At 70.7% G+C, this 14,794-nt stretch carries 8 protein-coding genes; 4 read left to right on the forward strand and 4 right to left on the reverse strand.

The genetic code is table 11. From position 1 onward, the window contains the following. Positions 1–54: 54 nt before the first annotated feature. Positions 55–627, reverse strand: a complete 573-nt coding sequence (locus tag F1193_RS12045; protein WP_150098062.1) for an NADPH-dependent FMN reductase — start codon at positions 625–627, stop codon at positions 55–57. A 195-nt stretch (positions 628–822) separates the two neighbouring features. Between F1193_RS12045 and F1193_RS12050 the strand changes: the two genes are divergently transcribed. Next, on the forward strand, positions 823–1,344 hold the full coding sequence (locus F1193_RS12050) for a winged helix-turn-helix transcriptional regulator (RefSeq protein WP_150098063.1): 522 nt from the start codon (positions 823–825) through the stop codon (positions 1,342–1,344). Here F1193_RS12050 and F1193_RS12055 read toward each other — a convergent pair. Both F1193_RS12055 and idi read right to left on the reverse strand, forming a co-directional pair. Continuing rightward, positions 1,297–2,409: an NAD(P)/FAD-dependent oxidoreductase gene (locus F1193_RS12055; RefSeq protein WP_150098064.1), complete on the reverse strand. Its 1,113-nt coding sequence runs from the start codon at positions 2,407–2,409 to the stop codon at positions 1,297–1,299. The two genes, F1193_RS12050 and F1193_RS12055, sit on opposite strands and share 48 nt — an antisense overlap. A gap of 8 nt (positions 2,410–2,417) precedes the next feature. Beyond that, positions 2,418–2,975, reverse strand: a complete 558-nt coding sequence (gene idi, locus F1193_RS12060; protein WP_150098065.1) for an isopentenyl-diphosphate Delta-isomerase — start codon at positions 2,973–2,975, stop codon at positions 2,418–2,420. 212 nt (positions 2,976–3,187) lie between these two features. On the opposite strand from idi, the gene F1193_RS12065 reads away from it, so the two are divergent. Together F1193_RS12065 and pbpC are read left to right on the forward strand one after the other, a co-directional pair. Continuing rightward, on the forward strand, positions 3,188–8,479 hold the full coding sequence (locus tag F1193_RS12065; protein WP_150098066.1) for an alpha-2-macroglobulin family protein: 5,292 nt from the start codon (positions 3,188–3,190) through the stop codon (positions 8,477–8,479). Between the two features lie 156 nt (positions 8,480–8,635). Beyond that, positions 8,636–10,747 (forward strand): penicillin-binding protein 1C, encoded by a 2,112-nt coding sequence (gene pbpC / locus F1193_RS12070; protein ID WP_170263570.1) that lies wholly within the window; start codon positions 8,636–8,638, stop codon positions 10,745–10,747. Between the two features lie 268 nt (positions 10,748–11,015). On the opposite strand, the gene F1193_RS12075 is transcribed toward pbpC, so the two are convergent. After that, positions 11,016–12,455 (reverse strand): mannose-1-phosphate guanylyltransferase/mannose-6-phosphate isomerase, encoded by a 1,440-nt coding sequence (locus tag F1193_RS12075; RefSeq protein ID WP_150098068.1) that lies wholly within the window; start codon positions 12,453–12,455, stop codon positions 11,016–11,018. Positions 12,456–12,677: 222 nt separating this feature from the next. Between F1193_RS12075 and F1193_RS12080 the strand changes: the two genes are divergently transcribed. Continuing rightward, entirely contained in the window at positions 12,678–14,429 is a 1,752-nt protein-coding gene (locus F1193_RS12080; protein WP_170263572.1) for a DUF2336 domain-containing protein, read from the forward strand. Positions 14,430–14,794 lie beyond the last annotated feature (365 nt).

The raw sequence follows: 14,794 nt of genomic DNA on the forward strand, positions 1-14,794 counted from the left end.
AAAAAAATGCCGCGCCGGGTGGCGCGGCATGTCCAGTCCAGTTTTGTGACAGTTTTATTTCGCCGCGCGCAGCGGCTTCAGCGCGTTCGTCCAGCGCAGAAGCTCGTCGAGCAGTCCCTTGGCGGCGTCCTTCTGGATGTCGTTCGGGGTGAACACCTTGTTGGCGTCGATCTGCTGTCCGACCAGCGGCACCACCACCGCCTCGACCAGCGGCACCATCTTCAGCGTCGTCAGGTGCAGCTTGGCGATCTGCACGCTGCGCAGGCCGCCGGAAATGCCGCCATAGGACACGAAGCCCGCCGGCTTGTAGTTCCACTCCTTGTAGACGAAATCGAGCGCATTGATCAGCGACGGCGGCGGCGAGAAATTGTATTCGGGGAGGATGAACACATAGGCATCCGCCGCCGCAACGCTGGCCGCCCAGGCCTTGGTGTGGGCCTTTTCGTAGATCTGCGTCGAGGGATGCTGCGGCTCGTCATAGATCGGCAGGTTGAAGCTGGCGAGATCGACCGGTACCGCCTCGAACCCGCCATGGGCCTTGGCGGCGTCGTGGAACCATGCGGCGATCGACGGGCCGATGCGGCCGGGGCGGGTCGAGGTGGTGATGATGTGCAGGCGAGGGGCCATCGTTCCACTCCTGGAGCATTTTCCGCACAAGTGGATACCGGTTGTGCGGAAGAAAATGCGACAAACCAGAAACTTAGAGCGCCCAATTTGATGCGGTCAGATCGGATCACGCTCTAGTGACCGGTGGGTTGGTATACTATTGTAACCAGCGATGACTATGTGACCGGCCCAGGGCCGGCGCAAGGAGGCACATCGATGAAACCCGGTCACAGCCATGTGCCTGCAACCCAGGCTTTTGCCAACGGCATACCCAACGGCGGCACGCCCGCCAATCACGTCACCGCCGAGTGCGCGCGGGTGGCGCCGGTGCTGTCGCGCATCGGCGACAAATGGACGGTGCTGGTGGTGACGTTCCTCGGGCGCGGGCCGATGCGTTTCAACGCGCTGCGCCGGGAGATCGGCGGCATCTCGCAGCGCATGCTGACGCTGACCCTGCGCAGCCTGGAGCGCGACGGGCTGGTGACCCGCACGGTCTACGCCACCGTGCCGCCGCAGGTGGAATATGCGCTGACCGAGCTTGGCCGCTCGCTGCTGATTCCGGTGTTGGCGATCCGCGACTGGGCGCGCCAGAACGCGCTCCAGATCGAGGCGGCGCAGCAGCATTTCGATGCCCTGGCCGCAGCGGCAAGGCCCGCCTGCGGCGGCGTGGCCCACACCGGCGGCCGGCCGTCAGCGGTTGGCGTCGACGAGATCGCGCACCTGCAGAGCGAGCGATAGCGAGGCGGTGAGCCCCGGCGACTCGATGCCGAACAGATTGACCAGTCCCGGCACGCCGTGGTCGGCCGGCCCCTCCACCACGAAATCGGCCGCCGGCTCGCCGGGGCCGGTGATCTTGGGCCGGATGCCGGCATAGGCCGGCACCAGCGCGCCCTCCGGCAGGCCCGGCCAATAGCTGCGGATGGCGGCGGCGAACGCCGCGGCGCGGCTGGCGTCGGGCGTGTAGTCGAGCGCGTCGGTCCACTCGACGTCGGGGCCGAAGCGCACCTGCCCGCCAAGATCGATGGTGGCGTGGATGCCGAGCCCGGCCTGCTCGGGGATCGGATAGACGAGGTGGCGGAACGGCGGCCGGCCGCCGGCCAGCGCAAAATAATTGCCCTTGCAGAGCCGCGCCTGCGGCGCCCGCCCTTCGGGATAGCCCGCTATGCGCCGGGCGAGGTCGGGTGCCGCGAGGCCCGCGGCATTGACCAGCACGTCGCAGGCGAGCCGCATCGGCTCGGCGCCGCCGGTCTCGACGATGAAACCACGGCCGGTCGCCTCGGCGGCGGCAAGCGGGGTGGCCAGCGCCAGCATGCCGCCCGCGGCCTCGATGTCGCCGCGCAGCGCCAGCATGTAGCCGTGGCTGTCGAGAATGCCGGTGGACGGCGACCACAGCGCCCGCACGCAGGCGACCTCCGGCTCCAGCGCGCGCGCTTCGCCCTCGTCGAGCCAGGCGAGGTCGCCCGCGCCATTGGCCTCCGCCTGCGCCTTGAGGGCTTCGAGCTTCGCCACCTGCGCGTCGCTGGTGGCGACGATCAGCTTGCCGATGCGGCGGTGGTTGACGCCGTGGCTGGCGCAATAGGCGTAGAGCGCGCGGGCGCCGGCCACGCAATGGCGCGCCTTCAGGCTGCCCGGCGGATAATAAATGCCGGCGTGGATCACCTCGGAATTGCGCGAGGACGCGCCGGTGCCGATCGCGCCTTCGGCCTCGACCAGCACCACCTCGCGCCCGGCCAGGGCCAGCGCGCGCGCCGCCGCGAGCCCGACCACGCCGGCACCGACGACGATCGCCTCGACGTGGTCCATCCGCCCGGTCAGCTCGTCATGTGGTCGAGGAAGTCGGCGACATAGTGGCGGAACCACACGGTGTAGGCGTCGGGGTGGGCGGCGATGTCGGCCACCAGATCCTCGACCGAAACCCAGCGCCAGGACTCCACCTCGTCGGGATCGGGCGAGATCGCGCCGTCATAGGTGCCGATGAACACGTGCACCACCTCGTGCTCGATCAAATCGGGGTCGACCGCGGCGCGGTAGGTGGTCACGAACGCCGGCTCCAGCGCGCAGGCGATGCCCATCTCCTCGACCAGCCGGCGGCTGGCGGCGGCGGGGACGGTCTCGCCGGGCCGCGGATGGCTGCAGCAGGTGTTGGTCCACAGCCCGCCCGAATGATACTTGCCGGCGGCGCGCCGCTGCAGCAGCCAGCGCCCGTCGCGGTCGCGCACGATCACCGAAATGGCGAGATGCTTGAGGCCCTTGCGATGGGCGTCGAGCTTCTCGGCGGTGCCGGACGGCTGGTCGGCGGCGTCGAGCAGCACAACATGCTCGAGCGTGCCGGCCGATGCCGGAACGCGATCCGTCCCAATCTGCTGCATGCTTTGATCCTTGAACTCCAGCGATGTCCGTCGCGGCGCGATGTCCGTGGGGCGGGAAAAGTGGCCGGCCATCGTAGCGTCCGCTCACGGGATGCCGCAATGTCGACGGGGTTTCGGTCGAGCGGTATACGTGTATCCTCTGACCGAACCTGTCGCGACCATTCGGCGTCAAATACGGGTATCGTTGCGGCGAAATTTTCCCGGAGGTTCGCATGCGCCCTGTCGTCCGCGCCGCCCTGGCCGCGCTGCTGCTGATCCTGCCCGTTGTCGCCATTGCCCAGACGCCGCCGCTGCCGGTGCCCAAACCTGTGCAGCCCGCCCCCGTGCAGTCCGGCCCGGTGCAGCCGGCCATGCCCAAGGAGCTGGTGCGCCAGGATCTGGCCGCGGCCTCGCTGCGGCTGGAGGATCAGCTCAGGCGCGAGGGCGCCTCGCAGATCGCCGGGCGCAGCGTGCAGCAATTGCGGCGCGCCGCCGAGTCGCGGCTCGTTGCCGATGCCCGCGCCGCGCTGCTCGACGCGAGCGCGGCGATCGCTGCCGAGCCCAAGGATGCCGGCGCGTGGCTGGCGGCGACGCGGGCTTTCCTCGCCATCGATCCCAGGGACGGCCGCGAGCGCTACCAGCTTCTGGAGAACGCAGCGATCGCCGCCTATGCCGCCTATCGCCGCGCCACCGCGCGCAACGACGAGGCGGTGGCGCTGACGCTTCTGGGCGATGCGCTGACCAAGCGGCAGATGTGGCGGCCGGCGATGGACGCCTATCTCGCCAGCCTCAAGCTGGTGGAGACCACAGACACCCGCTCGGCCTATGAGGCGCTGCGCGCCGAGCACGGCTTCCGCATCGTCGACTACACGGTGGCGGCCGATGCCGCAGCAGCCCAGGTGTGCTTCCAGTTCTCCGAGGCGCTGGCCTCGCGCGATCTCGCGAGCTTCGTCACGGTCAGCGGCCAGCCGAACCCGGCGGTCTCCGTCTCGGGCAAGGAGCTGTGCGTCGACGGCCTCGCCCACGGCGAGCGCTACGCCATCGTGCTGCGCCAGGGCCTGCCCTCGACCGTCGGCGAGGCCCTGCCCAAGGCCGCCGACTACGAGATCTATGTCCGCGACCGCGCCCCCCAGGTGCGCTTCACCGGCAAGAGCTACATCCTGCCGCGCACCGGCCAGACCGGCATTCCGCTGGTCTCGGTCAATGCGCCGCGCGCCCGCATCACCATCAGCCGCATCGGCGACCGCAACCTGATCTCGACGCTGCACGGCGGCGGCTTCCTCACCCAGCTCGAACCCTATGAGCTGACGCGCATCCAGGACGAGCAGGGCCTCAAGGTGTGGTCGGGCACGCTCGATCTGCCGAACGAGCTCAACCGCGACGTCACCACCGCCTTTCCGGTGCTGGAGGCGGTCGGCACGCTGGAGGCCGGCGTCTATGTGATGACCGCCAGGGCCGACGACGGCCGCTCCGCCAAGGGCGAGGAGGAGGATTACGAGACGCTGGCCACGCAGTGGTTCGTGGTCTCCGATCTCGGCCTGTCGGCGATCAGCGGCTCGGGCGGCGTCGAGGTGCTGGTGCGCTCGCTGGCCGGCGCCCAGCCCCTGGCTGGCGTCGAGGTCAAGCTCGTCGCCCGCAACAACGAGGTTCTGGCGAGCGCTGCCACCGACCAGCGCGGCATCGCCAGCTTCGCCGCCGGGTTCGCCAAGGGCAAGGGCGGGCTCGCCCCCGGCCTCGCCGTCGCCACCGATGCGAAGGGCGACTACGCCTTCCTCGATCTGGCGCAGAACCCGCTCGACCTCACCGACCGCGGCGTCAAGGGCCGCGACGCGCCGGGGCCGCTCGATGCCTTCGTCTATGCCGAGCGCGGCGTCTACCGCTCCGGCGAGACGGTGCATGCCACCGCGCTGGTGCGCGACGCCAAGGGGGCGGCGGCCAATGGCGTGCCGCTGACCCTGGTGGTGGAGCGGCCCGACGGCGTCGAATATCGCCGCGTCAGCGTCGAGGATCAGGGCCTCGGCGGCCGGTCGCTGTCGGTGCCGCTGGTCGCGGGCGTGCCCTACGGCACGTGGCGCATCTCGGCCTTCGCCGATCCCAAGGGGCCGGCGATCGGCGAGACCACGTTCCTGGTCGAGGACTATCTGCCCGAGCGGCTGGAGCTGACGCTGGAGCCGGCCCAGGCCGCGCTCAGGCGCGGCGAGCCGGCCGAGATCGGCGTCGCCGCGAAGTATCTCTACGGCGCCTTCGCCACCGGCCTTCCCGTCACCGGCGAAGTGGTGCTGGAGGCCGCGCCGCGCGGCGTGCTGCCGGGGTTCGAGGGCTACGCCGTCGGGCTGGAGGATCAGGCGTTCGACACCGTGCGCGGCGATCTTGAGATCGACGCGGTGACCGATGCCCGCGGCCGCGCCAGCGTCATCGCCGAACTGCCGGAGACCGAGGCCCGCCGGCCGCTGCAGGCCAAGATCACGCTGTCGGTCGCCGAGCCCGGCGGCCGGGCGGTGGCGCGCAGCGTCACGCTGCCGGTGCGCCCGGCCGGCGCGATGCTCGGCGTCAAGCCGCTGTTCGGCGAGGGCAGCCTCGGCGAGGGCGCGGCCGCGACCTTCGACGTGATTGCCGCAGCCGCCGACGGCACCCGCATCGCCCGTCCGCGCGCAAGCTGGACGCTGTCGCGCATCGATACGCGCTATCAATGGTTCCGCCAGGACGGCCGCTTCGAATACGAGGCGGTGAAGCAGACGCGCCGCATCGCCGATGGGACGTTCGACATTTCGGCGGAAGAGCCCGCGCGCATCTCCGCGCCGGTCGGCGGCTTCGGGCGCTACCGGCTCGACGTCAAGATTGACGGCAGCGACCCGGCGCAGACCAGCCTGCTGTTCAATGTCGGCTGGGGCGGCGACGCCACCGCCGACACGCCCGACCTGCTGCCGGTGACGCTGGACAAGGCAAGCTATCGCGCCGGCGAGACCATGACGGTGAAGCTCGATCCGCGCTTTGCCGGCACCGCCACCCTGGCGGTGGTCGGCGACGCGGTGTCGGACTTGCGCGTCATCACCGTCGAGCGCGCCGGCGCCGCCGTCACCGTTCCGGTCAAGGCGGATTGGGGTGCCGGCGCCTATGTGGTGGCGCTGGCCCACCGGCCGATGGATTCGGCCGCCAAGCTGATGCCCGGCCGCGCGCTCGGGCTTGCCTGGTTCTCGATCGACCGCGAGGCGCGCACCTTGCCGGTGTCGCTCGCCGTGCCGGCGGCGATGCGGCCGCGGCAGGCGCTGTCGGTGCCGGTCACGATCGGCAATCTCGCCCCCGGCGAGGAGGCGTTCGTCACGCTCGCCGCCGTCGATGTCGGCATCCTCAACCTCACCCGCTATGAGAGCCCGAGCGCGGTCGGCCATTTCCTCGGGCAGCGCAAGCTCGCGGCCGAGTTCCGCGATCTCTACGGCTTCCTGATCGACGGCATGCAGGCGGCGAAGGGTGCGATCCGCTCAGGCGGCGACATGCCACCGGCCGCGCTTGAGGGCAGCCCGCCGGCCCAGGCGCCGCTGGCGCGCTATTCCGGCGTGGTCAAGGTCGGGCCGGACGGCACCGCCCAGGTCGATTTCGACATCCCGGCCTTCAACGGCACGGTGCGGGTGATGGCGGTCGCCTGGAGCGCCGGCAAGGTCGGCCAGGCGTCGGCCGACGTCATCGTGCGCGATCCGGTGGTGGTCACCGCCACGCTGCCGCGCTTCCTCGCCATCGGCGATACATCCTGGCTGCATCTCGCCCTCGACAATGTCGAGGGCGCGGCCGGCAGCTACACCGTGGCGGTGGAGGCCGGCGGCCCGGTCAAGGCCGATCCGGTCCGCCGGCAACTGCGCATAGAGGCCCGCGCCAAGCGCGAGGTCACCGTGCCCGTCACCGCCACCGCGCCGGGCGTCGCCACCATCGACGTGCGCATCGCCGGTCCCGATCTCGACATCGCCCAGAGCTACGCGCTGCCGGTGCAGCCGGGCACGCTGGCGGTGGTGCGCCGGCGCGTGCTGCCGCTGGAGCCCGGCCAGACGCTGGAGGTCACCGCCGATCTCGGCGCCGACCTCGTGCCCGGCACCGGCGTGGTGTCGGTCGCAGCTCTGCCGCTCGCCGCCCTCGACGTGCCGGCGCTGCTCAAGGCGCTCGACCGCTATCCCTATGGCTGCTCCGAGCAGATCGTCAGCCGCGCGCTGCCGCTGCTCTATGTCAGCAAGCTGGAGAAGACCGAGGCGCTGGCGCTCGACGGCGATTCGGACGCCCGCATCCGCGAGGCGATCGAGCGCGTGCTGGCGCGGCAGGATTCCTCGGGCACCTTCGGGCTGTGGTCGGTCGGCGGCAACGATGTGTGGCTCGATGCCTTCATCACCGACTTCCTCACCCGCGCCCGCGAGCGCGGCTTCAATGTGCCCAAGACCGCGTTCGACCTCGCGCTCGACCGGCTGCGCAACTTCGTCGTCAACCAGACCGAGGTGAAGCCGGAGAGCGCCGCCGGCCTCGCCTACGCGGTCTATGTGCTGGCCCGCAACGGCCGGCCGGTGATGGGCGACCTGCGCTACCTCGCCGATACGAAGATCGGCGCGTTCGACAGTCCGCTGGCGCGCGCCCAGATCGCCGCCGGCCTCGGCCTGCTCGGCGACCGCGCCCGCGCCCAGCGTGCGTTCGGCTCGGCGCTCGTGCGGCTGGCGGCAGAGACCGATGGCGCGGCCGCGCGCGCCGATTACGGCTCGCGGCTGCGCGACGGCGCGGGCCTGTTGGCGCTGGCGCTGGAGAGCGGCATCCCGGAGGGCGACCTGATGCGCGAGGCCGGCAGCGTGATCGAGACGGCCCGCGACGCCACCCGCACCACCACGACGCAGGAGAACGCCTGGCTGGTGCTGGCCGCCAACGCCGCCGCCAAGGCGTTCGAGAGCGTCGAGCTCAGCGTGGCCGGCGAGGCGAAGACGGGCGCCTTCTACCGGGCGATGCCGATGGCGGTGCTGCAGGGCCGCTCGATCCCGGTCACCAACACCGGCAAGGAGACGATCCGGCTGGTGGTCGGCGTCAACGGCAATCCGCAGACGCCGGAGCCGGCGGTGAGCGAGGGCTACACGGTGGATCGCGCCTATTACGCGCTCGACGGCACCAGGCTTGAGCTGCGCGAGTTGCGCCAGAACGAGCGCGTGGTGGTGGTGCTGACGGTCGCCGAGCACCAGGAGGGCTTCGCCCGCGTGCTGCTGGTCGACCGCCTGCCGGCGGGGCTGGAGATCGACAGCCCGTCGCTGGTGGAGGGCAGCGACGTCGAGGGGCTGGACTGGCTCAAGCGCGACATCGAGCCGGTCCACACCGAGTATCGCGACGACCGCTTTGTCGCGGCGTTCGAGCGCTCCGGCAAGGCCGCGACCTATTCGGTGGCCTATGTGGCGCGCGCGGTCTCGCCCGGCCGCTACGTGCATCCGGCGGCGGTGGTGGAGGACATGTACCGGCCCGAGCATTTCGGCCGCAGCGGCTTCGGCACGCTCGAAGTGCTGCCGGCCCGGTGAGAGGGGTCGGGCACGGTGAGAGGAGACTCGTCGTCCCGGGCTTCGCTGTGCGGAGACCCGGGACCGTTTCGAGACGAGCCCCCTTTCTGCACGCGGTCCCGGGTCGCGCGGCTTTGCCGCTTGCCCGGGACGACAGGGTGATAAGCGGTTGCGATGATGACGTTGCGGTCTCGCGTCTCGACCTGGGTCTCAAGGCACCGCCGGCTCGCCGCGCTTGCTGCGAGCCTTGCCGGCGTCATTCTGGCGCTCGCCGCCGCGCTGGCGCTCTACGTCCACGCGCTCGGCCCGCTCGATCTTTCGGTCGCTGAGGGCCGCTCTTCGGTGGTGCTCGACCGCAACGGCCGGCTGCTGCGCCCCTACCTCACCGACGCCGGCCGCTGGCGCCTGCCGGTCGCGCCCGAGGACGTCGATCCGCGCTTTCTCGATCTGCTGATCGGCCTGGAGGACCGGCGGTTTTTCCAGCATCAAGGCATCGATCCGCTGGCGCTCGGCCGTGCCGCGATCCAGATGGCCCGCCAGGGCCGCGTCGTCTCCGGTGGCTCGACGCTGACCATGCAGGTGGCGCGCCTCTTGGAGCCGCGCGGCGCGCGCACGCTGTCGGCCAAGCTGCGCCAGATGGTGCGGGCGGTGCAGCTTGAGCGGCGCTTCTCCAAGGCCGAGATCCTGACGCTCTATCTGCGCCTTGCCCCCTATGGCGGCAATCTGGAGGGCGTGCGCGCCGCGTCGCTGAGCTATTTCGGCCGCGAGCCGAAGCGCCTGTCGATCGCCGAGGCGGCGCTGCTGGTGGCGCTGCCGCAGGCGCCCGAGGCGCGCCGGCCCGACCGTGCGCCGCAGGCGGCGCTGAAGGCCCGCGACCGCGTGCTGGAGCGCGCCGCCGAACGCGACCTGATCCCGGCATCTGACGCGGCAATCGCGCGACATGAGCCGGTGCCGGCGGCGCGCCGGCCAGTGCCGATGCTGGCTGCCCACGCCGCCGACGCGGCCGTGGCCGCGCGTCCGCTTGAGCGCGTCCACCGTCTCGCCATCGACGCCACGTGGCAGGCGAGCCTGGAGCGGCTCGCCGCCGACCGGGTGGCGCGGCTCGGCCCCAACCTGTCTTCGGCGATCGTCGTGCTCGACAATGCCACCGGCGAGGTGCGCGCCCATGTCGGCTCGGCCGGCTATCTGGCGGCCGAGCGGGCCGGCGCCGTCGATGCCGCCCAGGCGCTGCGCTCGCCCGGCTCGGCGCTCAAGCCGTTCATCTATGCGCTGGCGTTCGAGAGCGGGCTCGCCCACCCCGAGACGGTGGTGGACGACCGGCCCTCGCGCTACGGCCTCTATGCGCCCGAGAATTTCGACCTCACCTATCAGGGCATGGTGACGGCGCGCCGCGCCCTGCAATTGTCGCTCAACGTCCCGGCCGTCGACATTCTCGCCGAGTTGGGACCGGCCAACCTGCTGGCGCGGGTGCGCGGCGCCGGGGTCGATCTCGTTGTGCCGCGCGACGCGCCGCCCGGCCTCGCCATCGCGCTTGGTGGGCTTGGCACCCGGCTCACCGACCTCGCCCGGCTCTATGCCGGCCTCGCCCGCGGCGGCGACGTGCCCGAACTTGTCTGGCGGGTGGGGGAGCCGGCTCCCCAGCACCACGCCCGCTTGGTCGAGCCTGTCGCCGCCTGGTACGTCGCCGACATCCTGCGCGGCGCGCCGCCGCCGGCCAACGCGGCTGGCGGGCGCATCGCCTTCAAGACCGGCACCTCCTACGGCTTCCGCGACGCCTGGGCGATCGGCTTCGACCGCAACGTCACGGTCGCGGTGTGGGTCGGCCGGCCGGATGGCGCGGCCGTGCCCGGGCTGGTCGGGCGGCTGGCGGCGGCGCCGATCCTGTTCGATGCCTTTTCCCGGCTCGGCATCGAGATCGAGCCGGTGCCCGCGCCGGCCGGCGTGCTGGTCGCCACAACGGCCAAGCTGCCGCCGCCCCTTCGTCAGTTGCGCAAGGACGTGCCAGCGTCGGGCAGCGCGGTGCGGCCGCTGCGCATCGCCTTCCCGCTGGATGGCGCGCGGCTGGCGATGCGGGTCGATCCCGGTGACGACGAGCCGGCCGAGCTGGCGCTGAAGGTGGCCGGCGGCCGGGCGCCCTATTCGTGGTTCGTCAATGGCGTGCCGGTGGCGTTGGCGAAGCTGCGGCGCGAGACGTCCTGGCTCGCCAGCCCCGGCATGGCGCGCATCTCGGTGGTGGATGCCGGCGGCGGCGCCGACAGCGTCAGCGTGCGCATCGACGACCTGCCGTGACCGGCCGGGCGGTCATACGGTCTCCGGGAGATCATACGGCTTCCGGTAGATTGGCTCGGCTCTTTCTTCCCCTCTCCCCTTGCGGGAGAGGGTGGCGAGGCCGAGCAACGCGAGGTCGAGCCGGGTGAGGGGTAAATGCGGGCACTCGCCTGAAGATTCACCCCTCACCCGCCTCGCGATCATTCGATCGCTCGGCACCCTCTCCCGCAAGGGGAGAGGGAAGGGGCGCCCCTCGGCTCGCTTCCGAGCTGATCACCCAGAAGCCACGTCACCCCTCGGCGGCGTCGTACCGGGTGACGTCGTCCTCGCCGAGATAGCTGCCGGTCTGCACCTCGATGACTTCGAGCGGGATGCGTCCGGGATTGGCGAGCTGGTGCACGGTGCCGGCCGGAATGAAGGCCGACTGGTTCTCGTGCAGCACGCTGTCGCGGCCGTCGATGGTGATCCTGGCGACGCCGCTGACCACCACCCAGTGCTCGGCGCGGTGCAGGTGCATCTGCATCGACAAGGCGGCGCCGGGCCGCAGCACGATGCGGCGCACCTGGAAGCGCTCGCCCTGGTCGAGCAGGTCGAGGATGCCCCACGGCTTGTAGAGGCGGCGGTGCTGGCGGGCCTCCACCCGGCCGGCATCGGCAAGCCGGGTGACGAGCGTGCGCACGCCGTCGGCGTGGTGGATGTCGGCGACCAGCACGGCGTCGGGGGTGGAGGCGACCACGATGTCCTTGACGCCGATCAGCGCCGTCAGGCGGCCGGTGGCGTGGACCACGCAGTTGCGCGAATCGAGCAGGGCCACGTCGCCCGAGACGGCGTTGCCGTCCTTGTCGCGGGCCGAGGCGGCGAGGATCGAGTCCCACGAGCCGATGTCGGCCCAGCGGAAATTGCCTTCCACCACCACGGCGGTCTTGGTGCGCTCCAGCACCGCGTACGAGATCGAGATGCGGGGCGCCTCCGCGAACGCCTCCTGGCCGAGCCGCAGGAAGCCGAGATCGTCCTGGGCGCTGGTCACCGAATCCTCGGCGGCCGCCAGCAGCTTGGGCGCCAGGTGCAGCAGTTCGCCGCGCATCACGTCGGTGCGGAACACCAGGTTGCCGCAGTTCCACAGATAGCCTTCGCCGATGTAGCGGGCGGCGCTCGCCGCATCCGGCTTCTCGATGAAGGCTGTGGCCTTGAACGCCCCCGGCTCGTTCAGCGGCTCGCCGCAGCGGATATAGCCGTAGGTTGTCTTGGGCTCGCTCGGCTTGATGCCGAAGGTGACGATGTGGCCCTCGATCGCCGCCTCGCGCGCCGAGCGCACGGCGCCCTTGAAGGTCTCGATGTCCTGGTCGGGGATGACGTGGTCGGCCGCCACCATCATCACCAGCGCGTTGGGATCGCGCCGCTCGGCGATGAGCATGCCGGCGGCCACCGCCGGCGCGGTGTCGCGCCGCTCGGGCTCCAGCACGATGGTGGCCTTGAGCCCCATCTGCTCGGCCTGCTCGCGCACGAAGAAGCGGAACGCCTCGTGGGTCATCACGATCGGCGGCTCGAACAGCTCCGGATCGGACACCCGCGCCAGCGCCTGCTGGAAGGTCGAGCGGTCGCCCACCAGCGGCAGGAACTGCTTTGGCATGCCATCGCGCGACACCGGCCACAGCCGCGTTCCGGAACCGCCGGCAAGAATGAGGGGAACGATGCGCGGAATGGTTTGGGACGGGAACACGGTCTGCATCCCGAATTGTTGGCGTGGACGAGAACTAGACCCTGGCGCCGGGCGGCGCAACGGCCAAGACCGATTTTACGGCCACCGGCCGGCCGCGAGGAGCCCCTTTTACCGTCCGGTTACCATAAAGGGGGTTTTTGTTGCCCGTTACGGCAAGTTTTGTCGGTTTGAAAGCCGACTGCCCCGATGATCGGCGCCGAATTCGGGACAGTGATTATTGCGGGATTTACCATGCCGGTCTGCGAGGCGGCACGCGCCGAACCGCCCGAGGACGATGGGGCCGAGGGAAATTGCGCCGGCATGGCGCATCTCTCGGCATCGATCGATATTGCGGCAACCATGGCCGCCCGCAATGCCGACGACCTCGGCAAGGCGTCGGGCGCGCTCGGAGTCTGTCTCGAAACGCTCGAATACATGATGGTGCTGTCGACCAGCATCTCCAACGTGCTGGACGAGGTCGCCGCTTCCGAGCTCGCCCGCGCCGACCTGGAGCATCATTTCGAGCAGATCGTCCGCATCATCGGCGCGTTCGCCTCGCTCACCGGCACGGTCGCGCGCGACATCGCCGGCGACGCCACCATGCCGGTGCAGGCGCAGGGCTGGGCCGAGAAGGTGAACCTGCTGCTGGAGCGCGCGCGCCAGACCACCGACGAGATCTCGCCCTCCCTCACCCAGGTCACCGAGCAGGTGCGCCAGGTCGCCGGCGGGCTCGACCGCTCGCGCGAGGTCGCCGAGCGCAGCGTGCGCAAGGCGAAGTCGGCGCACGGCTTCATCTCCTCGCTGCGCGACCAGTTCGACCGCAACGGCCGCCACATGCGCGACCTCGCCACGACGCTGAACCGCAGCCTGGCCCAGATCGGCTCCAAGGCCGAGGTGGTGACGCTCACGCCGCCGCAGGGCCGGCGCGGCAGCGTGTTCGCCCACGCGGTGATCGACGACGTCGCCGAGGCGACCATGTCGGACCTCGAACGGGTGGCGATGTCGGTCACCGATCTGTTCGTGTCGTCCTCCGACAAGCTCGACACCGGCCATGTCGACGTGTTCGGCACGCTGCTGTCGCGGCTGGCCAACGATCTGGCCACCGCCGCGCGCCGAAGGCTGTCCGAGCGCCTCGCGCCGATTCCCAACGCGCCGCACGTGGTGGTGGCGAACCTGGCGATGGACCACGACATAGCGGTCGCCCGCCCGGTGCTGGTGCTGTCCGAGGCGCTCGACGATGCCGACCTCGTGCGCGTCGCCCGCGAGCGCGGCGAGGACCACATGATGGCGATCGCCGCCCGCGCCACCCTGTCGGAGGCGGTCACCGACACGCTGGTCGACCGCGGCAGCAGCCGCGTCGTCCGCGTCGTCGCCGCCAATGAGGGGGCGCGCTTCTCCGGCCGCGGCTATGCCGCTTTGCTGGAGCACGCGCGCACCGACGCGGTGCTGGCAACCACCTTGCGGGCGCGCCAGGATCTGCCGCCCGCCGCCTTCGAGAAGCTGCTGGCGCAGGCCGCCGCCGTCGCCGCCCGCGACATCGACGCCGGCAGCGACGACGTGCGCGCCGCCGTCGACGAGATCGCCCATCGCGCGGCCGAGGAGATCGAAAGCCGCACCCGCGCCTTCCAGGCGGTGCGCGGCGAGGTTCACCAGCTCTTGGTGGCCGGCAAGCTCGATGAATCGGTGGTCACGCAGTTCGTCAATGAGGGGCGCCACGACCACGTGCTGGCGGCGATCGCCGAGCTGTGCAACGTGCCCGACGACGTGGTGCTGCGCTTCGCGCAATCGAACGGGCTGGACCTGCTGCTGATCGTCGCCAAGGCCGCCCATCTCGGCTGGCCGACGGTGCAGGCGGCGCTGCGCGCACGCATCGGCGGCGCCGAGCTGAGCGCCAAGGACATCGCCGCCGCGAAGGAGAAATTCCAGCGGCTGATCCCGGCCACCTGCGAGCGGGTCGTCGGCTTCTGGAAGAGCCGCAACGGCGGGACGCCGGGCGGGAAATAATACCAACGGCCGCGAAAGCGGACCGTTGGTTCCGGTCGCGGATTTTCGCGAAATCTCTGATTTCGGATGAGAAAATCCGCGAGAGTCAACGGCCCCACGCGTCAGCGTCTGGGGCCGCTGGCATTACTGAGTTCTCGCATTCTCTTCCGCAAAAGTGGGAACCGCTTTTGCGGAGAATGCTCTGGAGGCTGGGGAACCTGAAGCGACCGGCCGGAAACACGGCGAGGCGGGATGGAGACGACGCGCGCCGGGGCGTTCCGCGCACTCGAAGCCCCCCACCCCCGACCCCAGGGTTATCGCATATAAGCAAAGAGTTCGAAGAAGAACTCTTTGCTCCAAAGCGCGAGGTTCATTTTTCTCGATAC

It is taken from the genome of Blastochloris sulfoviridis, assembly GCF_008630065.1.
Taxonomy (GTDB): Bacteria; Pseudomonadota; Alphaproteobacteria; order Rhizobiales; family Xanthobacteraceae; genus Blastochloris; species Blastochloris sulfoviridis.

Coding starts and splice junctions, on each gene's coding strand:
- idi (WP_150098065.1), bottom strand. CDS start 2,975: ATGCAGCAGATTGGGACGGATCGCGTTCCGGCATCGGCCGGCACGCTC.
- F1193_RS12050 (WP_150098063.1), top strand. CDS start 823: ATGAAACCCGGTCACAGCCATGTGCCTGCAACCCAGGCTTTTGCCAAC.
- F1193_RS12075 (WP_150098068.1), bottom strand. CDS start 12,455: ATGCAGACCGTGTTCCCGTCCCAAACCATTCCGCGCATCGTTCCCCTC.
- pbpC (WP_170263570.1), top strand. CDS start 8,636: ATGACGTTGCGGTCTCGCGTCTCGACCTGGGTCTCAAGGCACCGCCGG.
- F1193_RS12065 (WP_150098066.1), top strand. CDS start 3,188: ATGCGCCCTGTCGTCCGCGCCGCCCTGGCCGCGCTGCTGCTGATCCTG.
- F1193_RS12055 (WP_150098064.1), bottom strand. CDS start 2,409: ATGGACCACGTCGAGGCGATCGTCGTCGGTGCCGGCGTGGTCGGGCTC.
- F1193_RS12045 (WP_150098062.1), bottom strand. CDS start 627: ATGGCCCCTCGCCTGCACATCATCACCACCTCGACCCGCCCCGGCCGC.
- F1193_RS12080 (WP_170263572.1), top strand. CDS start 12,678: ATGCCGGTCTGCGAGGCGGCACGCGCCGAACCGCCCGAGGACGATGGG.